Consider the following 26720-nt stretch of genomic DNA (forward strand, 5'->3'; position numbering starts at 1 on the left):
AAAGCCGCGATGGTAGCGGGCGCGTGGCGCGCCGTCGAGGCGCGATCCGCCAGCGGGCGATGCCGCGCGCATCAACCCGCGTCGCGCGGTTCGCCGTCGCGACGGCCCCAGCGCGCGAGCGCCGCATCGTCGCTGCTGCGCGCATCGACCCAGCGTTCGCCGGCCGGCGTGCTTTCCTTCTTCCAGAACGGCGCCTGGGTCTTCAGGTAATCCATCACGAACTCGCATGACGCGAACGCCTCGCCGCGATGCGCGGAGACGGTCGCCACGAACACGATCTGGTCGAGCGGCACGAGCCGGCCCACGCGATGGATGATCGCCACCTCGATGCCGGGCCAGCGCGCGATCGCCTCGGCGGCGATCCCCTCCAGCGACTTCTCGGTCATGCCCGGATAGTGCTCGAGCTCCATCGCGGCGACCGTTTCGCCTTCGTTGAGATCGCGCACGGTGCCGACGAAGCAGGCCACCGCGCCGATCTTCGGGTTGCGCGCGCGCAGCGCGGCCAGCTCGGTGCTGACGTCGAAATCCTCGGTCTGAACGCGTACCGTCGCCATCGCGCCTCCTCAGCCGCCCGTCACGGGCGGGAAAAACGCGACTTCGCAGCCGTCGGTGATACGCGTGCCGGCATCGGTCATCACATGATTGCAGGCCATGCGCAGCGCACGGCCGTCGGCCAGCGTGTCGGCCCAGACGCCGCCGCGCGCGCGCAGCCAGCCGCGCACGTCGCCGACGGTCGCGATGCCGTCCGGCACCGTCACGGATTCGCTGGCGACACCGAGCGCCTCGCGCACGCTGGCAAAGAATTTCAGTTCGATGTTCATTGGTGAGGCAGCCCGGCCGTCAGCCGAGCAATTCGGAAAAGGGAATGAAACGGACCGTCTCGCCCGCGCTGATCGCGTGGTTCGGCGGATTGTCGATCAGGCCATCGGCCCAGACGGTCGAGGTCAGCACGGCCGAACTCTGGTTCGGGTACAGATCGAGGCCACCCGCGTCGTTGACGCGCGCGCGCAGGAATTCGTTGCGACGATCGCCGCTGCGCTGCGTGAAATCGGCGCGCAGCGACAGCGCGCGCGGCGCCACTTGCGTCGCGCCGGCCAGCCGCAGCAGGAACGGCCGCACGAACAGCAGGAACGTGACGAAGCTCGACACCGGGTTGCCGGGCAGGCCGATGAAATGCGCCTCGCCCGCCGGCGCCCCATCGCTCGCGCTCCCGCCCTCGCGGCGCACCGCGCCGTAGGCGAGCGGCTTGCCCGGCTTCATCGCGATCTGCCACAGCGACAGGCGGCCTTCGGCCTCGACGGCCGGCTTGACGTGATCCTCGTCGCCCACGGACACGCCGCCGCTCGTCACGATCAGGTCGTGGTCACGGGCCGCCTCGCGCAGCGTGGCGCGCGTCGCGTCGAGCGAATCGGGCACGATGCCGAAATCGCTGACCTCGCAGCCGAAGCGCGCCAGCAAGCCGCGCAGCGTGAAACGGTTCGAGTTGTAGATCGCGCCGGGCTTGAGCGGCTCGCCCGGCATCGTCAGTTCGTCACCCGTGAAGAACACCGCCACCTTCACGCGCCGCCGCACCGCGAGGCTCGCGCAGCCCACCGAGGCGGCCAACCCGAGCGCCTGCGGCCCGAGCCGCGTGCCGGCCGGCAGGATCACGGCGCCGCGCCGGATGTCGGCACCCTGCGCGGTGATCCATTCGCCGGCCTTCGGCGTGTGGAGGATATCGACCTCGTCGCCGGCTGGGGCGGCTTGCTCCTGCATGACAACGGCATCGGCGCCGGGTGGCACCGACGCGCCCGTGAAGATCCGCGCCGCGGTGCCGGCCGCCAGCGGCGCGGCCGGATGGCCGGCCGGAATCCGCTGCGAGACAGGCAGGCGGCGATCGCCCTGCGTCAGGTCGGCCACGCGCACGGCGTAGCCGTCCATCGCGCTGATCGCCATCGGCGGCACGTCGAGCGGCGACACCACGTCGGCCGCGAGCACGCGGCCCAGTGCATCGAGCGTCGGCACGGTTTCGGCATCCGTGAGCGGCACGGCCGCGCCGAGCAAGGCGGCAAGCGCGTCGGCGGTCGACAGCATCGGGGCGCGGGGAGCCTGGGGAGCGGGATTCGACATCTCGGTGATCGTGGGGGAAAGCGGAAGCCACATTGTAGCGAGCGCGCCGGCCGGCTGTGCGCTCAACGCGCAACGTCCGGCGAACGACGTCGGCCCCAAAGAAAACGGCCGCGACGGCGTGGAACCGTCGCGGCCGTGGCGCACGGCGGCGAGCCGAACCGGGCAGCCGAAGCCGTCCGTTTCCGCCCGCGCGCCGTGGCGGCGGATCAGTCGCCCGTATGCGCGGCGATGAAATCCTTGACGTGCTGCGCGTCGGCCTTGACCACCTCGAAACGCTGCGGCAGCGCCTCGATGCCGTCGAACGCCGACGGACGCTCGGCCTCGCGGCCCAGCGCCTCGCGGATCGTCTCGCCGAACTTGATCGGCTGCGCCGTTTCGAGCACCACCATCGGCACGCCCGGCTGCAGATGCTCGCGCGCGACCTTCACGCCGTCGGCCGTATGCGTGTCGATCATCGTCGAATAGCGCGCGTAGACATCGCGGATCGTCGCCAGGCGGTCGTCATGCGTGCTGCGGCCCGACACGAAGCCGAACTGCGCGACGCGGGCGAAATCGCCGCTCTTCGCCAGATCGAAGCCGCCGTGCTGCTCGACATCGCGGAACAGTTGCACGACGCGCGCCGGGTCGCGGCCGAGCAGATCGAACACGAAGCGCTCGAAGTTCGAGGCCTTCGAGATATCCATGCTCGGGCTGCTCGTGTGATACGTGTTCTCGGCGCCGCGCACGCGATACGCGCCGGTGCGGAAGAACTCGTCGAGCACGTCGTTCTCGTTGGTGGCCACCACCAGCTTCTCGATCGGCAGGCCCATCATGCGCGCGATATGGCCCGCGCAGACATTGCCGAAATTGCCCGACGGCACCGTAAACGACACGCGCTGGTCGTTGCTCGTGGTGGCCGCGAAATAGCCCTTGAAGTAGTAGACGACCTGCGCCACCACACGTGCCCAGTTGATCGAATTGACCGTGCCGATCTTGTGCTTCGCCTTGTAGGCGTGATCGTTCGAGACGGCCTTGACGATGTCCTGCGCGTCGTCGAACACACCTTCCACGGCCAGGTTGAAGATGTTCGGATCCTGCAGGCTGTACATCTGCGCCGACTGGAACGCGCTCATCTTCTTGTGCGGCGACAGCATGAACACGCGCACACCGGCCTTGCCGCGCATCGCGTATTCGGCGGCGCTGCCGGTGTCGCCCGAGGTCGCGCCGAGGATGTTCAGCGTCTCGCCGTGCTTGGCCAGCGTGTACTCGAACAGGTTGCCGAGCAACTGCATCGCCATGTCCTTGAATGCCAGCGTCGGGCCGTTCGACAGTTCGAGCAGCGCGAGCGTGGTGCCGCCCTCGGTGCCGAGCGGCTTGATCGGCGTGATGTCGGCCGCGTTCTCGCCATGGCGCGTGTTGCTGTAGACATCGGCGCGGTAGGTCCGGCGTGTCAGCTCGCGCAGGTCGTCGGCCGGGATGTCGTCGCTGAACTTCGAGAGGATCTCGAACGCCAGTTCCGCGTAAGGCAGCGTGCGCCAGCGCGCCAGTTCGTCCGCCGACACGCGCGGGTACGCGGCCGGCAAATACAGGCCGCCGTCTTTGGCCAGGCCGCCCAGCAGGATGTCCGAGAACGTGTGGCGCTCGCCGATGCCGGCGCCGCGCGTGGAAATGTAATTCATGTCGTGTCTCAGTTGAGCGCTTCCATGCGCAGCTTCGTGACCTGCGAGCGAACCGTCGAGAGTGCCTCGATGCGGGCGATCGCCGCGTTCACGTTGCGTTCGATCGTCACGTGCGTGATCAGGATGATGTCGGTCTCGCCGTTGTTGCTGTCGACCTGCTCCGATTCCTTCTGCAGCAGCGCGTCGATCGAGATGCCCGAATCGGCCAGGATGCGGGTGATGTCGGCCAGCACGCCGGTTTCGTCGGCCACGCGCAGGCGCAGGTAGTAACCGCTCGTCACGTCCTCGATCGACAGGATCGGCGTGTTCGACAGGCTTTCCGGCTGGAACGCCAGATGCGGCACGCGGTGCTCCGGGTCGGCCGTGTGCAGGCGCGTGACGTCCACCAGGTCGGCCACCACGGCCGAGGCGGTCGGCTCGGCGCCGGCGCCCTTGCCGTAGTACAGCGTGGTGCCCACCGCGTCGCCGTGCACCACGACCGCGTTCATCGCGCCTTCCACGTTGGCCAGCAGGCGCTTTTCCGGGATCAGCGTGGGATGCACGCGCAGCTCGATGCCCTTCTCCGCGCGACGCGCGATGCCGAGCAGCTTGATGCGGTAGCCGAGTTCCTCCGCGTAGCGCAGATCGGTGGCCGCGAGTTTGCTGATGCCCTCGACGTAGGCGCGGTCGAATTGCACCGGCACGCCGAACGCGATCGCGCTCATGATGGTGGCCTTGTGCGCGGCGTCCACGCCTTCGATGTCGAAGGTCGGATCGGCTTCCGCGTAGCCCAGTTCCTGCGCGGCCTTCAGCGCCGTCGCGAAATCGAGGCCGCGGTCGCGCATTTCCGACAGGATGTAGTTCGTGGTGCCGTTGATGATGCCGGCGATGTACTGGATGCGATTGGCCGTCAGGCCTTCGCGCAGCGCCTTGATGATCGGGATGCCGCCGGCGACGGCGGCCTCGAAGGCCACCATCACGCCCTTCGCGCGCGCGGCCGCGAAGATCTCGCTGCCGTGCACCGCGAGCAGCGCCTTGTTGGCGGTCACGACATGCTTGCCGTTGGCGATCGCGCGCAACACCAGCTCGCGGGCGATGCCGGTGCCGCCGATCATTTCGGCGACGATCGAGATCGACGGGTCATCGACGGCGGCGTGGAAATCGCTGGTCACGTCGAGGCTCGCGCCGCCGAGCGCGGTTTGCGCCTTCGCCGGGTTGCGGACCGCGATGCGCGTGATCTCGATGCCCCGGCCGGCGCGCCGTTTGATTTCTTCCTGATTGCGGCGCAGCACCTCGAAGGTGCCGCCGCCGACGGTGCCGAAGCCCAACAGGGCGACTTTGATCGGTTCCATGCTGCGTGTGGTCTTGTATGAAGTTGAATGAAGGCGGAACGGGCAGCCGGTCAGGCGGCGTGGCGTTTGCGGTAGCCGTCGAGGAAACGCGCGATTCGGTTGATCGAATCGGTCAGATCGTCGATGTTCGGCAGGAACACGACCCGGAAATGATCGGGCGTGGGCCAGTTGAAGCCCGTGCCCTGCACGAGCAGCACGCGTTCCTTGAGCAGCAGGTCGAGAATGAACTGCTGGTCGTTCTGGATCGGGTAGAGCTTCGGATCGAGGCGCGGGAACATGTAGAGCGCCGCGTCGGGCTTCACGCAGGTGACGCCCGGGATCGAGGTCAGCATGTCGTAGGCCACCTCGCGCTGGCGGTACAGGCGGCCGCTGGGCACGATCAGCTCGTTGATGCTCTGGTAGCCGCCGAGCGCGGTCTGGATCGCGAACTGGCCGGGCACGTTCGCGCACAGCCGCATCGACGACAGAATGCCGAGCCCTTCGAGGTAATCCTTCGCGCGGCGGCGATTTTCGCCCGTCAGGCCGGACACGAACATCCAGCCGGCGCGGTAGCCGCACGAACGGTAGCTCTTCGAGAGGCTGTTGAACGTGACCGTGATCACGTCCTCGGACAGCGAGCCGAGCGCGGTGTGGGTCTTGCCGTCGTAGATGATCTTGTCGTACACCTCGTCGGCGAAGATCACCAGGCCGTGCTCGCGCGCGATCGCGATCAACTCGCGCAGCAGGTCGTCCGAATACAGCGCGCCGGTGGGGTTGTTCGGGTTGATCACCACCAGCGCCTTGGTGTTCGGCGTGATCTTGCGGCGGATGTCGTCCGGGTCGGGCATCCAGCCGTTCTGCTCGTCGCAGATGTAATGCACGGGCGTGCCGCCCGACAGGCTGACCGCGGCCGTCCAGAGCGGGTAGTCGGGCGCCGGCAGCAGCACTTCGTCGCCGTCGTTGAGCAGGCCCTGGGTGGCCATCACGATCAGTTCCGACGCGCCGTTGCCGATGTAGATGTCGTCGAGTTCGACGCCTTTCACGCCCTTTTCCTGCGTGTAGTGCATGACGGCCTTGCGCGCCCAGAACACGCCCTTCGAATCCGAGTAGCCCGATGCGTTCGGCAGCGCGCGGATCATGTCCTGAATGATTTCATCCGGGGCTTCGAAACCGAACGCCGCCAGGTTGCCGATATTCAGCTTGATGATCTTGTGGCCTTCGTCTTCGAGGCGCTTGGCGTGCTCGAGCACCGGGCCGCGAATGTCGTAGCACACGTTGAGCAGCTTGTTGGATTTCTGAATCGGTTTCACGGCAGGCACGTTCCTGGGCAAGGCTTGGCGAAGCTGGGGGAAGGAGGTCCACAACTGGAGAGCGGCCGGTCGGTGCGCGCTGTTCAGGAGACGGTCGGAAGCGAGGCCGGACGCGGCTTGTGGCAACGCGCGACGCAAATGCCGCCCGGTGGCAGCTAAAAAGCTATAATTTAGCGGATTTTCACCCGCTTTCGCAATGCACCAATCCGGCTCGACCGCCCGCGCACGGCACACCGGCGCCGCGCGCGGCCACCGGCTGCGGCGCCCGGCAGCCGCCTCCGGCGGCCCTGCCCGGCCAGTCGGAGCCGTCGGAGCGGCCCACCCGACACCGCGGACAACGATTTGAAACTACACCAGGAACCGAGCGACGCGCTCAATACCGTCACCGGCTACGGCCCCGATTACGTCGAGATCAACCTGCAGCGCCATGACGGCAGCGTGCTCGTCCTGCCGGACGCGCCCGTCGCGCCGTGGCCCGTCGAGGCGTTCGACGCGCTCGCCGCCGAGCATTTCGCGATGCTGCTCGATTCCGCCCCGGAAGTCGTGATCTTCGGCAGCGGCGCGCGATTGCGGTTCCCCCACCCGCGGCTGACTGCCGCACTCACGGCGCGCCGGATCGGCGTGGAAACGATGGATTTCCAGGCCGCCTGCCGCACCTACAACATCCTGATGTCCGAGGGCCGCAAGGTCGCCGCCGCGCTGCTGATCGAACGCGCGGCGCAATAAGCGGCAACAGGCTGACGAACCGGCGCCCGCTCCCATCGAACCCGGCCCGCGTGACACCCGTTTGAAAGCCACGTTAATTGAACGTTAAGGCGCGATGCGTTACAAAGCCGGGCGGTATCGGTTCCCCTACCGGGAAGCGATGCCGTACGTCGATGCCGCACCGCCCCCCGGGCCGTACCGGTTTCCGATCTCCGCCATTCCAACAACGACCGTCTGACAGGCTGACCGACTCATGAACGATACGCCATCGAGGCTACCGCTCAACCGCGCCGCACTCCTCCTGATCGTGCTGGCACTCGCCCTGATCTGGTTCGGCCCGCTCGGGCTGCGCCACCTGATCCCCAGCGACGAGGGCCGCTACGCCGAAATGGCGCGCGAAATGTTCGCCACCGGCGACTGGATCACACCGCGCTACAACGGCTACAAGTATTTCGAGAAGCCGCCGATGCAGACCTGGATGAACGCGCTGACGTTCGCCTGGTTCGGCCTCGGCGAATGGCAGGCGCGCCTGTACACGGCGCTGGCCAGCTTCGCCGGCATCCTGTTCGTCGGCTATACCGGCGCGCGCGTGTTCAACCCGCTGGCCGGCCTGTGCGCCGCCGTGGTGCTCGCGTCCTCGCCGTACTGGAACCTGATGGGCCACTTCAACACGCTCGACATGGGCCTGTCGTTCTGGATGGCCGTCACGCTCGGCGCGCTGCTGCTGGCGCAACGCCCCGGCCTGCCGACCCGCGCCACGCGCGGCTGGATGTGGCTGTGCTGGGCGTCGATGGCCGTGGCCGCGCTGTCCAAGGGGCTGATCGGCGTGGTGCTGCCCGGCGCGGTGCTGGTGCTCTACACGCTGATCGCCCGCGACTGGGCGCTCTGGAAGCGCCTGCACCTGGTGAGCGGCCTGCTGATCTTCTTCGCGATCGCCGCGCCGTGGTTCGTGCTGATGCAGCAGCGCAACCCCGAATTCTTCAACTTCTTCTTCGTGGTCCAGCAGTTCCGCCGCTACCTGACGCCCGAGCAGAACCGTCCCGGCCCTGTGTATTACTTCGTCGGCGTGCTGCTGGTGGGCTTCCTGCCGTGGCTGTCGATCGCGGGCCAGAGCCTGCGCCACGCCTGGCGCATGCCGCGTCAGCCGAACGGCTTCGCGCCGATGCTGGTGCTGCTGATCTGGACCGGTTTCATCTTCGTGTTCTTCAGCGCCTCGCACTCGAAGCTGGTGTCGTACGTGCTGCCGATCGCCCCGTCGCTGGCGCTGATGCTCGGCGCCTACCTGCCGCTGGTGACGCGCGAGCGCTACCGCTGGCACCTGATCGGCTATCTGCTGCTCCTGATCGCGGCCGCCTGCGGCTGCATCGTGCTGGGCCGCCTCGGCGACGCCCGCACGCCGAACGCGCAGTACGTCGATTTCCAGCACTGGGTGTATGCGGCGCTGGCCGTCGCGTTCGTGCTGACGCTGCTCGCGCTGTCGATCAACCGCCGCGGCAAGGCCGGCATCGCCGCCACCGCCTTCGTGTTCGGTGCCGGCTGGCTGCTGTTCGGCACCATCGGCGGCACCGGCCACGATGCATTCGGCCGCTACAGCTCGGGCGCGCTGCTCGCGCCGACCGTGCGCGCCGAGTTCGCCAGGCTGCCGCCCGACACGCCGTTCTATTCGATCGAGATGCTCGACCACACCGTGCCGTTCTACGTGCGCCACACCACCACGCTGGTGGCCTATCAGGACGAACTGAGCTTCGGCATCGGGCAGGAACCGCAGAAATGGGTGCCGACCATCGCCGAGTGGGAACGCCGCTGGCGCAGCGGCAGCCCGGCGCTGGCGATGATGCGCCCCGAGCGCTACGACGCATTCGTCAAGCAAGGCCTGCCGATGACGGTGATCGCGCGCGACAATCGCCGCGTGATCGTCGCCACGCCGGCCGCGGCGTCGGCTGCAACACCGGCCGCCACGCCGCCCCAATCCTGAGCCTCCCAAGGACCGCCGTTCCGTGAATCCCGTTTCCCTCGTCTGCATCCTCACCGGCGTACTGCTCAACGCCGTCGCGCAATTGCTGCTCAAGGCCGGCGTCAACGCCGTCGGCCATTTCGACATTTCGCGCGCCAACATCATCCCGATCGGCTTCAAGATCGCCACGCAACTGCCGATCATCGGCGGCCTGAGCTGCTATGTGCTGAGCGTGGTGGTGTGGATCGTCGGGCTGTCGCGCGTGGACGTCTCGATCGCCTATCCGATGCTCTCGCTCGGCTACGTGCTCAACGCGTTCGCCGCCTGGTATCTGTTCGGCGAGGTGATGAGCCTGCAACGCCTGATCGGCATCGGCATCATCCTGATCGGCGTGGTGGTGCTGGCGCGCGGCTGAAGCGCCGCAGGGGGCCGCCGGCGCCATCGCGGCAATCCCCCCTTCCCCCCACAAAAAGAGACGTTGTACTCTCGCGAACCAGTGTTTAATGCGCATGCCGGATCGCATGAGATCCAGCCCCATTTAAAGTCTACTCACCAGCCGACATGAGCCAGCCATCCGTTCCGTTTCTGCCGATGACCCGCCCGGAAATCGACGAGGACACCATTCAGGGCGTCACCGAAGTGCTCCGCTCCGGCTGGATCACGACCGGCCCGCAGAACCAGCGCTTCGAAGCGGCGCTGTCCGACTATTGCGGCGGCCGCCCGGTGCGCACGTTCAACTCCGGCACCGCCACGCTCGAGATCGGCCTGCGCATCGCCGGCGTCGGCCCGGGCGATGAAGTCATCACCACGCCCGCGAGCTGGGTTGCGACCAGCAACGTGATCCTCGAAGTGGGCGCCACGCCGGTGTTCGTCGATATCGACCCGGTCACGCGCAACCTCGATCTCGACGCGCTCGAACGCGCGATCACGCCGCGCACCAAGGCCGTGATTCCGGTCTACCTCGGCGGGCTGCCGGTCGACATGGACCGCCTGTACGCCATCGCCCGTTCGGCCGGCCTGCGCGTGATCGAGGATGCCGCGCAGGCGCTCGGCTCGTCGTGGAAGGGCAAGCGGATCGGCGCGTTCGGCGATCTGGTTTCGTTCAGCTTCCACCCGAACAAGAACGTCACCTCGATCGAGGGCGGCGCGCTGGTGCTCAACGACGAAGACGAAGCACGGCTCGCGCAGAAATACCGCCTGCAGGGCGTGACGCGCACCGGCCTCGACGGCATGGACTGCGACGTGCTCGGCGGCAAGTACAATCTGACCGACGTCGCGGCCCGCGTGGGCCTCGGCCAGCTCGGCCAGATCGACCGTTTCACGGAAGTGCGCCGCCAGCTCGCCCGCGCCTACTTCGACGGCTTCGCGGGCGGCCCGGCCGCGGCGCTCGGCATCGGCCTGCCGGTGGCCGAGTTCGAGCACGGCAACTGGCACATGTTCCAGATCACGCTGCCGCTCGAGCGGCTCGCGATCACGCGCGGCGACTTCATGGCGCAGCTCAAGGAGCACGGCATCGGCTCGGGCGTGCACTACCCGGCGATCCACCTGTTCACGCTGTACCGCGCGCTCGGCTTTCGCGAAGGCATGTTCCCGCACGCCGAGCGCTTCGGCGCGTCGACCGTCACGCTGCCGCTCTTCACGCAGATGAGCGAGGCCGACGTGACGCGCGTCGTCAGCGCCGTCAACCAGATTTGCGAACGATACGGAAAATAAGCGGAAATGACTCACCCCGAAACACGCGCCATGAACCCGGAAGTCTCGATCGTCATCCCCGTGTACAACGAGGAAGACGGGCTGGCCGCGCTCTTCTCCCGCCTGTATCCGGCGCTCGACGCACTCGATGCGTCGTACGAAGTGATCCTGATCAACGACGGCAGCCGCGACCGCTCCGCCGCCCTGCTCGCCGAGCAGTTCCGCAAGCGCCCGGACACGACGCGCGTGGTGCTGCTCAACGGCAACTACGGCCAGCACATGGCCATCCTGGCCGGCTTCGAGCAGTCGCGCGGCCAGATCGTCATCACGCTCGACGCCGACCTGCAGAATCCGCCCGAGGAAATCGGCAAGCTCGTGCACAAGATGCGCGAAGGCTACGACTACGTCGGCACGATCCGCATGCAGCGCCAGGACAGCCTGTGGCGCCGCAAGGCCTCGGCCGTGATGAACCGGTTCCGCGAGCGCATCACGCGCATCAAGATGACCGATCAGGGCTGCATGCTGCGCGCGTACAACCGCCAGATCATCGACACCATCAACCGCTGCGGCGAGGTCAACACGTTCATCCCGGCGCTGGCCTACACGTTCGCGCAGAACCCGACCGAAATCGACGTCGCGCACGAGGAACGCTTCGCCGGCGAATCGAAGTATTCGCTCTACAGCCTGATCCGCCTGAACTTCGACCTCGTCACCGGCTTCTCGGTGGTGCCGCTGCAATGGCTGTCGTTCGTCGGCGTGATCCTGTCGATCGGCTCGGCCGGGCTGTTCCTGCTGCTGCTGATCCGCCGCTTCGTGATCGGCGCCGAAGTCCAGGGCGTGTTCACGCTGTTCGCCATCACGTTCTTCATGCTCGGCGTGATCATCTTCGCGCTCGGCCTGCTCGGCGAATACATCGGACGAATCTATCAACAGGTGCGCGCACGCCCGCGCTACCTGATCCAGACCGTGCTCGAGGAGCGCCACGACCGTGCGTCGCTGCCGCTGCCCGGCACCCAGGAGGCATCGCGATGAAATCGCGCGCGGTGGTATTCGCGTATCACAACGTCGGCGTGCGCTGCCTGCAGGTGCTGCTCGCGCGCGGCGTCGAGGTGGCGCTGGTCGTCACCCACGAGGACAGCCCGACCGAGAACATCTGGTTCGGCAGCGTCGCGTCGGTGGCGCGCGAGCACGGCATCCCGGTGCTGACGCCGGCCGATCCGGCCGCCGCCGAACTGCGCGAGGCCGTCTCGGCGGCCCGGCCCGATTTCATCTTCTCGTTCTATTACCGGCACATGCTGCCGGTCGCGCTGCTGGCGCTCGCGCCACGCGGCGCCTACAACATGCACGGCTCGCTGCTGCCGAAGTACCGCGGCCGCGTGCCGACCAACTGGGCGGTGCTCAACGGCGAAACCGACACCGGCGCGACGCTGCACGAAATGGCCGCCAAGCCCGATGCCGGCGCGATCGTCGGCCAGACGGCCGTGCCGATCCTGCCCGACGACACCGCCGCGCAAGTGTTCGACAAAGTGACGGTGGCCGCCGAGCAGACGCTCTGGCGCGTGCTGCCGGCGCTGCTGGCCGGCGAGGCGCCGCATCTGCCGAACGATCTGTCGCAGGGCAGCTACTTCGGCGGGCGCAAGCCCGAAGACGGCCGCCTCGACTGGTCGAAGCCGGCCGCCGAGGTCTACAACCTGATCCGCGCGGTGGCGCCCCCTTATCCGGGCGCGTTTGTCGACCTGCACGGCAGGCGTTTCGTGGTCGCGCGCGCGCGGCTCGCGGCGCCCGGCTCGCCGGCCGCACAGGCCTCGCGGGAATTGCCGCCGGGCCTGCACGTAAGCGATAATGCGCTATTCGGCGTCTGCGGCGACAGCCGCGCCGTCACCATCCTCGAGCTGCGCGAGCAGCCCGACGGCCGTCCGGAACACGAAACGGTCGTCTCTCCCGCTCAATTCGCGCAGTTCATTGATTCTTCCCGTCAGTCATGAAAGCAAAAAAAGTCCTGATCCTGGGTGTGAACGGCTTCATCGGCCATCACCTGTCCAAGCGCATTCTTGAAACCACCGATTGGGAAGTGTTCGGGATGGACATGCAGACCGATCGGCTTGGCGATCTCGTCAATCACGAGCGGATGCACTTCTTCGAAGGCGACATCACGATCAACAAGGAATGGGTCGAGTACCACGTCAAGAAGTGCGACGTGATCCTGCCGCTGGTCGCGATCGCCACGCCCGCCACTTACGTGCAGCAGCCGCTGCGCGTGTTCGAACTCGATTTCGAGGCGAACCTGCCGATCGTGCGTTCGGCCGTCAAGTACGGCAAGCACCTGGTGTTTCCGTCGACCTCCGAGGTCTACGGCATGTGCTCGGACGAGCAGTTCGACCCGGACGCCTCGGCGCTGACCTACGGCCCGATCAACAAGCCGCGCTGGATCTACGCGTGCTCGAAGCAGCTGATGGATCGCGTGATCTGGGGTTACGGCATGGAAGGCCTGAACTTCACGCTGTTCCGCCCGTTCAACTGGATCGGCCCGGGCCTCGATTCGATCTACACGCCGAAGGAAGGCAGCTCGCGCGTGGTCACGCAGTTCCTCGGCCACATCGTGCGCGGCGAGAACATCAGCCTCGTCGACGGCGGCTCGCAAAAGCGCGCGTTCACGTACGTGGACGACGGCATCAGCGCGCTGATGAAGATCATCGACAACCCGAACAGCATCGCCTCGGGCAAGATCTACAACATCGGCAACCCGAGCAACAACTACTCGGTGCGCGAACTGGCCCACAAGATGCTCGAACTGGCCGCCGAATTCCCCGAGTACGCCGACATGGCCAAGCAGGTCCAACTGGTGGAAACCACCTCGGGCGCCTACTACGGCAACGGCTACCAGGACGTGCAGAACCGCGTGCCGAAAATCGACAACACGATGCAGGAGCTCGGCTGGGCGCCGGTCTCGACGTTCGACGACGCGCTGCGCAACATCTTCGAAGCGTATCGCGGCCACGTGGCCGACGCGCGCGCGCTGGTCGAGCAGCAAGGCTGACGCGTTGGCCCGCATCGTCCTCAAGATCGACGTCGATACCCTTCGCGGCACCCGCGAAGGCGTGCCGAATCTCGCCCGCATCTTCGATCGTCACGCCGCACGCGCCACCTTCCTGTTCAGCCTCGGCCCCGACCACACCGGTTGGGCCATGCGCCGCGTGCTGCGGCCGGGCTTCCTCAAGAAGGTGTCGCGCACCTCGGTGGTCGAACACTACGGCATCCGCCAGTTGATGTACGGCGTGCTGCTGCCCGGGCCGGACATCGGGCGGCGCGCGGTGGGCGAAATGCGCGCGATCCACGAGGCCGGCTTCGAGTGCGGGATTCACACCTGGGATCACGTCTACTGGCAGGACAACGTGCGGGCCCGCCCGCGCGACTGGACCGCCGGCGAGATGGGCAAGAGCCACGCGCGCTTCATCGAGATTTTCGGCGCGCCGCCGGCCACGCACGGCGCGGCCGGCTGGCAGATGAACGACAGCGCGTTCGAGCAGATCGACGCCTGGGGCATGCTCTACGCCTCGGACGGGCGCGGCCACGGCCCGTACCGGCCGGTCGTCGCGGGCCGTACGCTCGCGCATGTGCAGATGCCCACCACGCTGCCCACGCTCGACGAGGTGCTCGGCCTCGACGGCATCGACGAATCGAACGTCGCCGCGCACCTGCTCAAGCTGACCGAACACAATTCGCACGATCAGGTGTTCACGCTTCACGCCGAGCTCGAAGGCCAGAAACTCGCGCCGATCTTCGAGCAACTGCTCGCCGGCTGGCGCGCGCAAGGCCACACGTTCGCCACGATGGGCGACTATCATGCCGCGCTGGATTTCGATTCGCTGCCATCGTACCCTGTCATGTGGGGCGAAATTTCCGGCCGCTCCGGCGAGCTGATCGTCCAGCCCGACTGACTGCTCCCGCCTCCGTTTTCCCTCCCTCACGGCACGCCGCACGCGGCGTGTCGCCGATAACAACAGGAGAATCCCGTGTCCGTCGAAATCGACCGCGCCGTTCCCGATTTCACCGCGCCGGCAACAGGCGGCGACTTCACGCTGTCCGCGCTGAACGGCAAAAAGCTCGTGCTGTATTTCTATCCGAAGGACAACACGCCGGGCTGCACGACCGAAGGTCTGCAATTCCGCGATCTGTATCCGAAATTCCAGAAGGCGGGCGCCGAGATCGTCGGCGTGTCGCGCGACAGCCTGCGTTCGCACGACAATTTCAAGGCCAAGCTCGAACTGCCGTTCCCGCTGGTTTCGGATCCCGAAGAAACGCTCTGCGCGCTGTTCGGCGTCATGAAAATGAAGAAAATGTATGGCAAGGAAGTGCGCGGAATCGAGCGCTCGACCTTCCTGATCGACGCCGCCGGCGTGCTTCGCCAGGAGTGGCGCGGCATCAAGGTGCCGGGCCATGTCGACGAGGTGCTCGGCGCTGTACAAGCGCTTTGAGGCGGGTTATATTGGCCCGCAATGAATGCCCGTCAGCCCACTCTTTTTCGTAGCTGTGCAGGCGGTCAGCGCGAGGGTCGCTGGCCCGTAAGGTGCGCCGCTACGCTGCAAGAATCCGAGCCGCTTGTCCCTGTTCGGGGGAAGCGGCTTTTTTCATGGCCGTTTGCGGCGCGCACTGTCCGTCGCGACACTTCCGCCCAGGAGCTGATCGAAAAATAGGCGAACCGGCGTTTTGACACTCCTTTGCGCCACGCCGCGCAAACTGCACGCTTTGCGTGACAGGATGCGAACCGCGGCGCATTCCAAGCGACACGATTCCTTCCGAGGGACACCATGCCTTTGCCTACTCCTCCCAGCAAGCTCGGCAGCCTGCTGCCGCCCGATGAATACAAGGTGAAAGCGCGCACGACCCGCACCACGGCGAAACGCGCCGCCGATGAGGGCACGGCCGATTACGCCGACGCGAATGTCGCCGACCCGATGGCGCCCGCCGCGAACACCCCGGCCGCACTGCACGCCGTTGCGCCCGCCGCCGAGGCCGCGCCCGGCGCGGCGCGCCCGCGCAAATCCAGGCAAACCGCCGCCCTGCTGACGCCCGTGCAGACGCCGGCTGCGCCGGCCGCGCCCGTTGCACGCGCCGAGGCGCCCGTCGCCAAGGCTGCCGCCGCACCGGCCGCGCCCGCTCGCGAGACGGCTCGCACTTCGCGTGGCCGCAAGACGGCTGCCGTCGAGCAGCAGAAGCTGTTCGTGCTCGACACCAACGTGCTGATGCACGATCCGAGCAGCCTGTTCCGTTTCGAGGAACACGACGTCTATCTGCCGATGATGACGTTGGAAGAACTCGACAACCACAAGAAGGGCATGTCGGAAGTGGCGCGCAACGCGCGCCAGGTCAGCCGTACGCTCGACGCACTGGTGGCCGACGCCGGCTCGATCACGGCCGGCATTGCGCTGTCGCGCCTCGGCAACCGCGATGCGCTCGGCCGCCTCTACTTTCAGACCACGCTGACCACGATCGAGCCGGTCGAAGGCCTGCCGGAAGGCAAGGCCGACAACCAGATCCTCGGCGTGGTACGCGCGCTGCAACGCGAGCGCAGCGACCGCCTGGTGGTGCTGGTGTCGAAAGACATCAACATGCGGATCAAGGCCCACGCGCTCGGCCTGCCCGCCGAAGATTACTTCAACGATCAGGTGCTCGAGGACAAGGACCTGCTGTACTCGGGCGTGCGCGAGTTGCCGCAGGACTTCTGGACCCGCCATGCCAAGGGCATGGAAAGCTGGCAGGACACCAAGACGGGCACCACGTATTACCGCGTGACCGGCCCGCTGGTGAACTCGATGCTGGTCAACGAGTTCGTGTTCCTCGAACCGCAGAACGGCGAGCCGACCTTCCACGCGATCGTGCGCGAGCTGAACGGCAAGACGGCGCTGTTGCAAACGCTGCGCGACTACAGCCACCACAAGAACAACGTGTGGGGCATCACGGCGCGCAACCGCGAGCAGAACTTCGCGCTGAACCTGCTGATGAATCCGGAGATCGACTTCGTCACGCTGCTCGGCCAGGCCGGCACCGGCAAGACGCTCGTCGCGCTCGCGGCCGGCCTCGCGCAGGTGCTCGACGACAAGCGCTACAACGAGATCATCGTGACGCGCGCGACCGTGCCGGTCGGCGAGGACATCGGCTTCCTGCCCGGCACCGAGGAAGAGAAGATGCAGCCGTGGATGGGCGCATTCGACGACAACCTCGAAGTGCTGCAGAAAACCGACGATGCCGCCGGCGAATGGGGCCGTGCCGCCACACAGGAACTGATCCGCTCGCGCCTGAAGGTCAAGAGCATGAACTTCATGCGCGGCCGGACCTTCGTCGACAAATACGTGATCATTGACGAAGCGCAGAACCTGACGCCGAAGCAGATGAAAACGCTGGTCACGCGTGCCGGCCCGGGCACCAAGATCGTCTGCCTCGGCAATATAGCGCAGATCGACACGCCGTACCTGACCGAAGGCAGCTCCGGCCTGACCTACGTGGTCGATCGCTTCAAGGGCTGGGGCCACAGCGGCCACGTCACGCTGGCGCGTGGCGAGCGCTCGCGGCTGGCCGACTACGCGTCCGACATCCTCTGATCGCTCACCCGATCGATGCAAGAAAGCGCTCCCGACGGAGCGCTTTTTTTCGCCTGCGCTTCGGTCGATTCTTATTAGGGTCCGACTTTTTGCGCAAAAACTCTGACGACCTGCCTACAAATCAGGCAATACTTCAAGTCCTGCCTGAAGATTGCTTGCCGCTGCCCCGTCGGACCGACTACTATCCGCAATACCCGTGGTCATACGATAGGTGCTTATCGGCACTCGTCCTTTTCCGATGCTGCGAATCTGGCTGTCCGTCGTCGTGCTTTCCCTGCTTGCCGCGTGCTCCACCGCACCGCAGCAATCGGCGCGCACCGGTTCGTCGATGCGTATCACCACGCCGCGCGCCTTCGCGCCACCACGCGGCTTCCCGAATTTCGTCGATCACAGCATCGGCCGCGAGGAAATTCCGATCCAGGCGATGAGCCTCGTCGGTATCCCCTATCGCTGGGGCGGCAATACGCCCGATGCCGGCTTCGATTGCAGCGGGCTGGTGCGCTACATCGTGTCGCGGGCCGCCAACGTGTCGCTGCCACGCACCACCGCCGAGATGAGCACACGCGGCGTGTCCGTCGAACCCGACGAAATTGCGCCCGGTGATCTCGTGTTCTTCAACACCACGGGCCGCCCGCATTCGCACGTCGGCATCTATGTCGGCAAACTGCGCTTCGTCAATGCGCCGTCCACGGGCGGCACGGTGCGTCTCGACTATCTGACCAACCCTTACTGGGCCAAGCATTTCGACGGCATCCGCCGAGTTGCGCCGCCGCGTCACGCGCCCGCGCCGTTCGATACGCCGACCTATGAAGCCGACAACCGGCCGCCCGAGCCGACGGCCGATAGCACACGAAGCGTAACGCCGGCCGCAGCAGGCGCAGCGCCGGCCGTGACAGCCGCATCGATCGAACCGGCGCGAACACCGCAGCCTGTCTACAGCGCGCCGCCGCCTCGCATTGCCGCCATCACGGCACCCGCCGCCAACAGCGACGATCAGTTCGAGCCACCGCCCACCGCGCTGTCGGCGGCGCAGCAGCAAGCGCGCGCCGCTGGCGCGACGCCGGCGGCCCCGCCACTCAACGACGCTCCGATTGCCGCGGCTGCTCCGCGCTACGCCACCTCGCCCGATCCCGGCCCCGCCGCCACCAACGCCTCGCGCGACCCGATCGACGCAGCCGCCGATGCGTTCGAACCGCCGCCGCCCACGGCCCGTGCAGCGGCGCGCCAGGCGCAGACGGTATCGCCAGACGGCGCTGGCGGCATCATCCGCGCCTCGACCGCAGCGGGCGCCACCACGGGCAGCAATGCCAGCGGCGACGATCCGATCGCCCGCTTCGCCACCGGCAGCTACTGAGCGACGCTCGGCGCGTCGTGCCAACCGGCCCGAGCACACAAAACAAAGCGCCGCGGCCTTTCGGCTCGCGGCGCTTTTGTCATGGATCACAGCATCGGTGATCGATCAGAACACGCGGTGCCCCACCCACCAGCCCGCCGCCGCGATCAACGCCGAAGCCGGGATCGTCAGCACCCAGGCCCAGACGATATTGCCCGCCACGCCCCAGCGCACGGCCGACAGCTTGCGCGTCGCGCCCACGCCGACGATCGCGCCGGTAATGGTGTGCGTGGTCGATACCGGAATACCCATCCACGACGCCGAGAACAGCGTCAGCGCGCCGCCCAGCTCGGCGCAGAACCCGCCGACCGGCTTGAGCTTGGTGATCTTCTGTCCCATCGTGCGGACGATCCGCCAGCCGCCGAACAGCGTACCGAGGCCCATCGACAGATAACACGCGCCGATCACCCATACCGGCGGCGCATCGGCCGTGGCCGAGGCATAACCCGTGGCAATCAGCAGCATCCAGATCATGCCGATGGTTTTCTGCGCATCGTTGCCGCCATGCCCAAGGCTGTAAAGCCCGGCCGACAGCAGTTGATAGCGCCGGAACCGGCGATCGACCTTGCTCGGCGGCGTTCGAAAGTAGATCCACGACACCGCGAGCATGAACAGCGAGCCGAGCACGAAGCCCAGCAGCGGCGAGATGAAGATGAACGCGACCGTCTTCATCAGCCCGTCCAGGTTCAGCGAACCCCAGCCCGACTTGGCGACGGCCGCGCCGACCAACCCACCGATCAGCGCATGCGAGGAGCTCGACGGAATCCCGTAATACCAGGTGATGATGTTCCAGCCGATCGCGCCGACCAGCGCGCCGAACACCACGTAGTGATCGACGATGGCCGGATCGATGGTGCCCTTGCCCACCGTTTGCGCAACCTTCAGGTGGAACACGAAATAGGCGATGACGTTGAACACGGCGGCGAACGCGACCGCCTGCTGCGGCTTCAGGACGCCGGTGGACACGACGGTCGCGATCGAATTCGCGGCGTCGTGGAAACCGTTCATGAAGTCGAACACGAGTGCGACGATGACGAGCGTCGCAACGGCCCAGATGGCGAGTTGTATCGAATGCATCGTGGCTCGCTCAGGCGTTTTCCAACACGATGCCTTCGATGATGTTCGCGACGTCCTCGCACTTGTCGGTGATCTCCTCGAGCAGCTCGTAGATCGCCTTCAGCTTGATCAGGTTCTTGACGTCGTTTTCCTCGCGGAACAGCTTCGACATCGCCGAGCGCAGCACGCGATCGGCATCCGATTCGAGACGGTCGATCTCCTCGCAAGCCTTGAGGATCTTCGAGGACTGCTTCATGTCCGACAGCAACGCCACCGCCTGCTGAACGTGCTGGGCCGACGCCGTGACGATGTGGGCCAACTGGCTCGCCTCCGACGTGACGGCTTGCACGTCGTACAGCGACACGGCCGTGGCGACGTCCTCCATCAGGTCGAGGATGTCGTCCATCGTGGTGATCAGCTTGTGGATTTCGTCGCGATCGAGCGGCGTGATGAAGGTCTTGTGCAGCAGGTCGATCGCTTCATGCGTCAACTTGTCCGCCGACTTCTCCGCGGATTGCACCTTCTGCTTGTGGATCTCGGCATCGTCGAGATTGTCGATCAGCAATTCGAGCTCGCGGCCGCCGGCCACGATGAAGTTCGCGTGCGAATTGAAGATTTCGAAGAACTTGCCCTCGGTGGGCATGAATCGACCGAACATGAAATTTCCGAGTATTGTCAAATGACTGTCACAAAAATGCGGCGCCATTGTACCGTTTCCCGGCAAACCCGTGAGGCCCATCTCCCGGGCCGCGCAAGATACAACGCTTCGCGGCGCCGGGCTTTACAAGCGGCGTCAATCTCCCTGGAAGTGCTGTGACCCGGCGAAGTTGTCGAACTTCGTATATTGACCGATGAACGTGAGCCGAACGGGGCCGATCGGGCCGTTACGCTGCTTGCCGATGATAATTTCGGCGGTGCCCTTGTCGGGGCTGTCCGGGTTGTACACTTCGTCGCGGTAGATGAACAGGATCACGTCGGCATCCTGTTCGATTGCGCCCGATTCGCGCAGGTCCGACATGATCGGGCGCTTGTTGGGGCGCTGTTCCAGGCCGCGATTCAACTGCGACAGCGCGATCACCGGCACGTCGAGTTCCTTGGCCAGGCTCTTCAACGAGCGAGAAATTTCGGAGATTTCCGTCGCGCGATTCTCGCCCTGCGACGACGAACCGCTCATCAACTGCAGGTAGTCGACGATGATCAGGCCGAGCTTGCCGCACTGCCGCGCCAGACGCCGCGCGCGCGAGCGCAGTTCCATCGGGTTCAGGCCGCCGGTTTCGTCGATGAACAGTTGCGCCTCGCTCATCTTCTGCACCGCGTGCGTCAGCTTCGGCCAATCCTCGTCGGACAGCCGCCCGGTACGCATGCGGTGCTGGTCGAGCCGGCCGACCGAGCCGAGCATCCGCATCACGAGCTGGCTGCCCGGCATTTCCATCGAGAACACCGCCACCGGCAGGCCGTATTCCACCGCCACGTATTCGCCGATGTTCATCGAGAACGCGGTCTTGCCCATCGAGGGGCGCCCCGCCACGATGATCAGTTCGCCGCCATGCATGCCCGAGGTCATCCGGTCCAGATCGACGAAACCGGTCGGCGTGCCCGTCACGTCGCTCGGGTTGGCCGTGTGATAGAGCGTGTCGATGCGCTCTACCACCTGCGTCAGCAGCGGCCCGATTTCGAGGAAGCCCTGGGTGCCGCGCGCGCCTTCCTCAGCGATCGAGAACACCTTCGACTCGGCCTCGTCGAGCAGTTGGCGCACTTCCTTGCCCTGTGGATTGAACGCGTCGGCCGAGATTTCATCGGCCACCGACACGAGCCGGCGCAGCACCGCGCGATCGCGCACGATCTCGGCATAGCGGCGGATGTTCGCGGCGCTCGGCGTGTTCTGCGCCAGCGCATTCAGGTAGGCCAGGCCGCCCACGTCGTCGGCCTTGCCGGCCGTGACCAGCGCCTCGTACACCGTCACGACGTCGGCCGGGCGCGTCGAGGCGATCAGGCGCCCGATGTGCTCGTAGATCAGCCGGTGGTCGTAGCGGTAGAAATCCTGTTGCGAAAGAAAGTCGGCGATGCGGTCCCAGGCTGCGTTGTCGAGCAGGAGGCCGCCCAGCACCGATTGCTCGGCCTCGACCGAGTGCGGCGGGACTTTCAGCGATTCGATTTGGGGGTCGTGCGGCACGTTCATGGCTTGGGATTATCGCGAAATGGGCGAGATGACGCCAGACACGGCGGCGGAAAAGAAAAAAGGCAGGGCCGGTTTCCCGGGCCCTGCCTTCGCGGCATGGGCGGTAAGCACCGCCCGGTTGCCGTGATGTCGCTTAGGCGTGGTCGCCGATCACGTTCACGGTGATGTCGACGACGACATCCGTGTGCAGCGCGACTTGAACAGCGTGCTCGCCGATGATCTTGACCGGGCCTTCCGGCAGACGCACTTGTGCCTTTTCGACTTCGTAGCCGGCCTTCTTCAGCACTTCAGCGATGTCCGCGTTCGTGACCGAGCCGAACAGACGGCCGTCGACGCCCGACTTCTGCGTGATTTCGAACGACTGGCCTGCCAGCTTCTCGCCGACTGCCGTAGCGGCTGCCAGCTTTTCGGCGGCGACCTTTTCGAGTTCCGCGCGGCGGACTTCGAATTCGGCGATCGCGTCCTTCGTCGCGCGGCGAGCCTTGCGATTCGGGATCAGGAAGTTACGTGCGTAGCCGTCCTTGACCTTGACGATGTCACCCAGGTTGCCCAGGTTCGCGACTTTTTCCAACAGAATGATTTGCATTCGAATTCTCCTTATTGCGTCGCTGGCCTTAGGCCTTGTGCTGATCCGTGTACGGCAGCAGCGCGAGGAAACGCGCACGCTTGATTGCCGTGTCGAGCTGGCGCTGGTAATGCGCCTTCGTACCCGTCAGACGCGCCGGCGTGATCTTGCCGTTTTCGCCGATGAAGTCCTTCAGCGTATCCGTGTCTTTGTAGTCGATTTGCTCAACGCCGGCTGCCGTGAAGCGGCAGAACTTCTTGCGCTTGAACAGCGGGTTTTGTTGCTGACGACGCTTGTCGAATTTCTTGCCAGTGGGACGGGGCATGATTCAGTCCTTTCCTATGTCCTGCAATGCTGTGATGTGAAACACCAGGGTTCGCGCGTTGCGGCTTTTTTTCGCCAGGAAGCCGGTGAAGAGCGTTTCGACGCCCATCTCGCAGCGTTCCAGCTTGCCGCTCGCCTCGCCGGCAGCCATCGCCTCGATCGTCAATTCGACCTGGCGCCGGATACCGGCTTCGACGACTTCCGTGTGGTGCTGCAAGGTGCAGCTTGCGATCGGAACGCCGGCGGGCGTATATCGCACCGCTTGTCGCTCGACGACGCTTGCCGTCAGTTGCAGCCTGTTCACGGAGAGACGCGATCCTTGGTGGCTTGACCGTTCGGTCTTAAGCCTGCGCTTCGGCCGGCTGCGCTGCAGCTGCCTTCTTGGCTTCTTCGCGCTGAACTTCCTTCATCATCGGCGACGGGCCCGTTTCGGCCTTCTTCAGCTTGACGATGAGGTGGCGCAGCACTGCGTCGTTGAACTTGAACGCGTGTTCGAGTTCGTCGAGCGTTGCCTGGTCGCACTCGATGTTCACGCAGACGTAGTGAGCCTTGGCGAGTTTCTCGATCATGTAGGCCAGTTGACGACGGCCCCAGTCTTCAACGCGGTGGATCTGGCCGCCGCGCGTGGTGATCGTGGTCTTGTAACGCTCGATCATCGCGGGCACTTGCTCGCTCTGATCGGGATGCACGATAAATACGATTTCGTAATGACGCATACACACTCCTTGGGGATTAAAGCCACCCGGGCGTCGGAACCGGTGTGGCAAGTGAGAAGCCGAAGATCATAACCCGTTCGGCAGGCTCACGCAACGGTTTCAGCGGGTTTCCGGCGTGAATCGGTCGTGTTTTCAACGACTTGAACGGCAACTGGCCGGCCGAGCCGTCGAAATCGGCCTGACCACGGCCCGCGATCTGTCCCGATTGGTGCGCCGCGCCCCCTCAGCTTGCTCCGCGCCAGTACCCCGGCTGCGCATACGCCTCGCGCAGATAGTCGATGAAATAGCGCACGCGCGCCGGCACGTAGCGTTGCTGCGGGTAGACCGCCAGGATGTCGTAATCGGGCAGCGCGAATTCGTCGAGCACGGTTTCGAGCTCGCCCGTTTCGAGCTGGCGCGCGATCTCCCAGGTGGAACGCCAGCCGAGCCCGAGCCCTTCCGACACCCAGCGGTGCAGCAGCTCGCCGTCGTTGCAGTCGAGATTGCCGGCCACGCGGATCGTCGCCACCTTGCCGTTGCGGCGAAAATACCAGCCGCGGTTCTGGCCCCCTTGCAGGTTGAACGCGAGGCAGTTGTGCTTCGGCAGATCCTCCAGCGCCTTCGGGCGGCCGTGGCGGCGGAAATAGTCGGGCGTGCCGCACACCACCCGGCGGTTGGTCGCCAGCTTGACGGCGACGAAGTTCGGATCGACCGCGCCGCCGATCCGGATCGACAGGTCGTAGCCCTCCCGCACCAGGTCCACCACGCGATCGGTCAGGTTGAACGACATCTGCAATTCGGGCTTGTCGGCGGCGAACGCAGGCGCGAACGGCGCGACGTGCTTGCGGCCGAACGCGGCCGGCGCCGACACGATCAGGTGCCCGTTGATGGCACGGCGCCCAGCCGCCACCTCGTTTTCGGCCTGCGCCCAATCGCTGAGCAGGCCGCGGCAGCGTTCGAGAAAGGCCGCGCCCTCCTCGCTGACCACCAGCCGCCGCGTCGAGCGATACATCAGCTTCACGCCGAGGCGCTTTTCCAGCGCGTCGATGCGCCGCCCCAGCACCACCGGCGACACCCCCTCCTCCAGCGCCGCCGCGGCGAGGCTGCCGGCGTCGGCCACGCGCATGAACGTCTCGATCTGCTTGAACCGGTCCATCGTCCGTCTCCGTCCATTCGATCGATCGGCAGGCCCCCGAGCCTGACGACTCGGCCTGCACCCCCGATTCGATACTTTTAGTTCTGAAATAAGCGACAAGCGGCGATCTTATCAAAGCTTTGACGCAGCCATACAGTGTCTCCACACCGTGATTCGCCATTCCAAGGAGACATGCATGGCCAAGATGAGAGCCGTCGACGCAGCCGTTCTGGTGCTCGAGAAAGAAGGCATCCAGACCGCCTTCGGCGTTCCGGGCGCCGCGATCAATCCGTTCTATTCGGCGCTGCGCCGCTCCGGCGCGATCGGTCACGTGCTGGCCCGCCACGTCGAGGGCGCCTCGCACATGGCCGAGGGCTACACGCGCGCCGCCCCCGGCAACATCGGCGTGTGCGTCGGCACCTCCGGCCCGGCCGGCACCGACATGATCACGGGCCTCTATTCGGCCCAGGCCGATTCGATCCCGATCCTCGCGATCACCGGCCAGGCGCCGCGCGCCCGGCTCTACAAGGAGGATTTCCAGGCCGTCGACATCGAATCGATCGCCAAGCCGGTCACCAAGTGGGCCGTGACCGTGCGCGAGCCGGCTCTGGTGCCGCGCGTGTTCCAGCAGGCCTTCCACCTGATGCGCTCGGGCCGCCCCGGCCCGGTGCTGGTGGATCTGCCGATCGACGTGCAACTGGCCGAGATCGAATTCGACATCGACACCTACGAGCCGCTGCCGGTCTACAAGCCGAAGGCGACGCGCACGCAGATCGAGGCCGCGCTGCGCCTGCTCAACGACGCGGAACGCCCACTGATCGTGTCGGGCGGCGGCGTGCTGAACGCGGCGGCCGAGGACCTGCTGGTGAGCTTCGCGGAAACGCTCGGCGTGCCGGTGATCCCGACGCTGATGTCGTGGGGCGCGATTCCCGACGATCACCCGCTGATGGCCGGCATGGTCGGCCTGCAGACCTCGCACCGCTACGGCAACGCCACGCTGCTCGCCTCCGATTTCGTGCTCGGCATCGGCAACCGCTGGGCCAACCGTCATACGGGCAGCGTCGAGGTCTATACGAAGGGCCGCAAATTCGTGCACGTCGATATCGAACCGACCCAGATCGGCCGCGTGTTCGGCCCCGATCTCGGCATCGTGTCGGACGCGAAGGCGGCGCTCGAACTGTTCGTCGAGGTAGCCGCCGAATGGAAGGCCGCCGGCCGCCTGAAGGATCGCGGCGCGTGGCTGGCCGAATGCCAGGCCCGCAAGCGCACGCAACAGCGCAAAACCCATTTCGACGAGGTGCCGATCAAGCCGCAGCGCGTGTACGAAGAGATGAACCAGGCGTTCGGCCGCAACACCTGCTACGTCAGCACGATCGGCCTGTCGCAGATTGCCGGCGCACAATTCCTGCATGTCTACAAGGCCCGCAACTGGATCAACTGCGGCCAGGCCGGCCCGCTCGGCTGGACCATTCCGGCCGCGCTCGGCGTGCGCGTGGCCGACCCGTCGCGGCCGATCGTGGCGCTGTCGGGCGACTACGACTTCCAGTTCATGATCGAGGAGCTGGCGGTGGGCGCGCAGTTCAAGCTGCCCTACGTGCACGTGGTGGTGAACAACTCGTATCTCGGCCTGATCCGCCAGGCGCAGCGCCAGTTCGACATGGATTACTGCGTGCAGCTCGCGTTCGAGAACATCAATGCGCCCGAACTCGGCAGCTACGGCGTCGATCACGTCGCGGTGGCCGAAGGGCTCGGCTGCAAGGCGCTGCGCGTCACCAAGCCGGAGGAGATCGCACCGGCCTTCGAGCAGGCCAAGCGCCTGATCGCCGAGTTCAGCGTGCCGGTGGTGGTCGAAGTGATTCTCGAGCGCGTGACCAATATCGCGATGGGCGCCGAGATCGACGCCATCAACGAATTCGAGCCGCTGGCCGAGCGCCCCGAACATGCGCCGACCGCCATCTCGCTGCTCGATTGAGCGAGGCTTCGCTGCGCCGAATCGAATCGACTCACCCACGCGTCGATTCGATTCGTTTTCCTGA

Annotated in this window: 26 protein-coding genes; 12 read left to right on the plus strand and 14 right to left on the minus strand. The window is 66.0% G+C overall.

Annotated features, from left to right (window positions below):
- Positions 1–71 precede the first annotated feature (71 nt).
- The 6 genes from moaE to AB4850_RS23975 form a co-directional block, all read right to left on the minus strand.
- Positions 72–554 (minus strand): molybdopterin synthase catalytic subunit MoaE, encoded by a 483-nt coding sequence (gene moaE / locus AB4850_RS23950; protein ID WP_414445456.1) that lies wholly within the window; start codon positions 552–554, stop codon positions 72–74.
- 9 nt (positions 555–563) lie between these two features.
- Positions 564–821, minus strand: coding sequence for a molybdopterin converting factor subunit 1 (moaD, locus tag AB4850_RS23955; RefSeq protein WP_414445457.1), 258 nt, complete (start codon positions 819–821; stop codon positions 564–566).
- 19 nt (positions 822–840) lie between these two features.
- A complete protein-coding gene (gene glp, locus AB4850_RS23960; RefSeq protein WP_414445458.1) occupies positions 841–2109 on the minus strand; it encodes a gephyrin-like molybdotransferase Glp in 1269 nt (422 codons plus the stop codon).
- A 206-nt stretch (positions 2110–2315) separates the two neighbouring features.
- Positions 2316–3767 (minus strand): threonine synthase, encoded by a 1452-nt coding sequence (gene thrC, locus AB4850_RS23965; protein ID WP_414445459.1) that lies wholly within the window; start codon positions 3765–3767, stop codon positions 2316–2318.
- Positions 3768–3775: 8 nt separating this feature from the next.
- A complete protein-coding gene (locus AB4850_RS23970; protein WP_414445460.1) occupies positions 3776–5098 on the minus strand; it encodes a homoserine dehydrogenase in 1323 nt (440 codons plus the stop codon).
- A 50-nt stretch (positions 5099–5148) separates the two neighbouring features.
- Positions 5149–6387 (minus strand): pyridoxal phosphate-dependent aminotransferase, encoded by a 1239-nt coding sequence (locus AB4850_RS23975; RefSeq protein ID WP_414445461.1) that lies wholly within the window; start codon positions 6385–6387, stop codon positions 5149–5151.
- A gap of 342 nt (positions 6388–6729) precedes the next feature.
- Between AB4850_RS23975 and AB4850_RS23980 the strand changes: the two genes are divergently transcribed.
- The 11 genes from AB4850_RS23980 to AB4850_RS24030 all read left to right on the plus strand — a co-directional run bounded on the left by AB4850_RS23980 (position 6730) and on the right by AB4850_RS24030 (position 18691).
- On the plus strand, positions 6730–7113 hold the full coding sequence (locus tag AB4850_RS23980; protein ID WP_414445462.1) for an Mth938-like domain-containing protein: 384 nt from the start codon (positions 6730–6732) through the stop codon (positions 7111–7113).
- A gap of 232 nt (positions 7114–7345) precedes the next feature.
- Complete coding sequence (locus AB4850_RS23985) at positions 7346–9067, plus strand: glycosyltransferase family 39 protein (protein WP_414445463.1); 1722 nt, start codon at positions 7346–7348, stop codon at positions 9065–9067.
- A 22-nt stretch (positions 9068–9089) separates the two neighbouring features.
- The gene (locus AB4850_RS23990) at positions 9090–9461 is read left to right on the plus strand and encodes an SMR family transporter (protein WP_414445464.1); all 372 of its coding nucleotides are present in this window, start codon (positions 9090–9092) and stop codon (positions 9459–9461) included.
- 146 nt (positions 9462–9607) lie between these two features.
- Positions 9608–10759: a DegT/DnrJ/EryC1/StrS family aminotransferase gene (locus tag AB4850_RS23995; protein ID WP_414445465.1), complete on the plus strand. Its 1152-nt coding sequence runs from the start codon at positions 9608–9610 to the stop codon at positions 10757–10759.
- A 6-nt stretch (positions 10760–10765) separates the two neighbouring features.
- Complete coding sequence (locus tag AB4850_RS24000) at positions 10766–11770, plus strand: glycosyltransferase (RefSeq protein WP_414445466.1); 1005 nt, start codon at positions 10766–10768, stop codon at positions 11768–11770.
- Complete coding sequence (locus AB4850_RS24005; RefSeq protein WP_414445467.1) at positions 11767–12723, plus strand: formyltransferase; 957 nt, start codon at positions 11767–11769, stop codon at positions 12721–12723. The genes AB4850_RS24000 and AB4850_RS24005 overlap by 4 nt, the downstream gene beginning before the upstream one ends.
- Complete coding sequence (locus tag AB4850_RS24010) at positions 12720–13775, plus strand: bifunctional UDP-4-keto-pentose/UDP-xylose synthase (RefSeq protein ID WP_414445468.1); 1056 nt, start codon at positions 12720–12722, stop codon at positions 13773–13775. The genes AB4850_RS24005 and AB4850_RS24010 overlap by 4 nt, the downstream gene beginning before the upstream one ends.
- A 4-nt stretch (positions 13776–13779) precedes the next feature.
- Positions 13780–14676 carry a 4-deoxy-4-formamido-L-arabinose-phosphoundecaprenol deformylase gene (locus AB4850_RS24015; protein WP_414445469.1) on the plus strand — a complete coding sequence of 299 codons (897 nt, stop codon included), beginning with the start codon at positions 13780–13782 and terminating at the stop codon, positions 14674–14676.
- Between the two features lie 75 nt (positions 14677–14751).
- Positions 14752–15213, plus strand: coding sequence for a peroxiredoxin (locus AB4850_RS24020; protein ID WP_414445470.1), 462 nt, complete (start codon positions 14752–14754; stop codon positions 15211–15213).
- Between the two features lie 333 nt (positions 15214–15546).
- The gene (locus AB4850_RS24025; protein ID WP_414445471.1) at positions 15547–17337 is read left to right on the plus strand and encodes a PhoH family protein; all 1791 of its coding nucleotides are present in this window, start codon (positions 15547–15549) and stop codon (positions 17335–17337) included.
- Positions 17338–17575: 238 nt separating this feature from the next.
- Positions 17576–18691 carry an NlpC/P60 family protein gene (locus AB4850_RS24030; protein ID WP_414445472.1) on the plus strand — a complete coding sequence of 372 codons (1116 nt, stop codon included), beginning with the start codon at positions 17576–17578 and terminating at the stop codon, positions 18689–18691.
- Between the two features lie 105 nt (positions 18692–18796).
- Here AB4850_RS24030 and AB4850_RS24035 read toward each other — a convergent pair whose 3' ends face one another.
- The 8 genes from AB4850_RS24035 to AB4850_RS24070 form a co-directional block, all read right to left on the minus strand.
- The gene (locus tag AB4850_RS24035; protein WP_414445473.1) at positions 18797–19807 is read right to left on the minus strand and encodes an anion permease; all 1011 of its coding nucleotides are present in this window, start codon (positions 19805–19807) and stop codon (positions 18797–18799) included.
- Between the two features lie 10 nt (positions 19808–19817).
- Entirely contained in the window at positions 19818–20444 is a 627-nt protein-coding gene (locus AB4850_RS24040; protein WP_414445474.1) for a DUF47 domain-containing protein, read from the minus strand.
- A gap of 135 nt (positions 20445–20579) precedes the next feature.
- A complete protein-coding gene (locus AB4850_RS24045) occupies positions 20580–21965 on the minus strand; it encodes a replicative DNA helicase (protein ID WP_414445475.1) in 1386 nt (461 codons plus the stop codon).
- A gap of 133 nt (positions 21966–22098) precedes the next feature.
- Entirely contained in the window at positions 22099–22551 is a 453-nt protein-coding gene (gene rplI / locus AB4850_RS24050; protein ID WP_414445476.1) for a 50S ribosomal protein L9, read from the minus strand.
- A gap of 28 nt (positions 22552–22579) precedes the next feature.
- Positions 22580–22855: a 30S ribosomal protein S18 gene (rpsR, locus tag AB4850_RS24055; RefSeq protein WP_174941147.1), complete on the minus strand. Its 276-nt coding sequence runs from the start codon at positions 22853–22855 to the stop codon at positions 22580–22582.
- A gap of 3 nt (positions 22856–22858) precedes the next feature.
- Entirely contained in the window at positions 22859–23158 is a 300-nt protein-coding gene (gene priB, locus AB4850_RS24060) for a primosomal replication protein N (protein WP_414445477.1), read from the minus strand.
- Positions 23159–23195: 37 nt separating this feature from the next.
- Positions 23196–23570, minus strand: a complete 375-nt coding sequence (rpsF, locus tag AB4850_RS24065; RefSeq protein WP_414445478.1) for a 30S ribosomal protein S6 — start codon at positions 23568–23570, stop codon at positions 23196–23198.
- Between the two features lie 223 nt (positions 23571–23793).
- The gene (locus AB4850_RS24070) at positions 23794–24705 is read right to left on the minus strand and encodes a LysR substrate-binding domain-containing protein (RefSeq protein ID WP_414445479.1); all 912 of its coding nucleotides are present in this window, start codon (positions 24703–24705) and stop codon (positions 23794–23796) included.
- Positions 24706–24880: 175 nt separating this feature from the next.
- Here AB4850_RS24070 and gcl point away from each other — a divergent pair, with 175 nt between their 5' ends.
- A complete protein-coding gene (gene gcl, locus AB4850_RS24075) occupies positions 24881–26656 on the plus strand; it encodes a glyoxylate carboligase (protein WP_414445480.1) in 1776 nt (591 codons plus the stop codon).
- Positions 26657–26720: the final 64 nt, after the last annotated feature.

The organism is Burkholderia sp. 22PA0106 (genome assembly GCF_047497155.1).
Classification (GTDB): domain Bacteria; phylum Pseudomonadota; class Gammaproteobacteria; order Burkholderiales; family Burkholderiaceae; genus Burkholderia.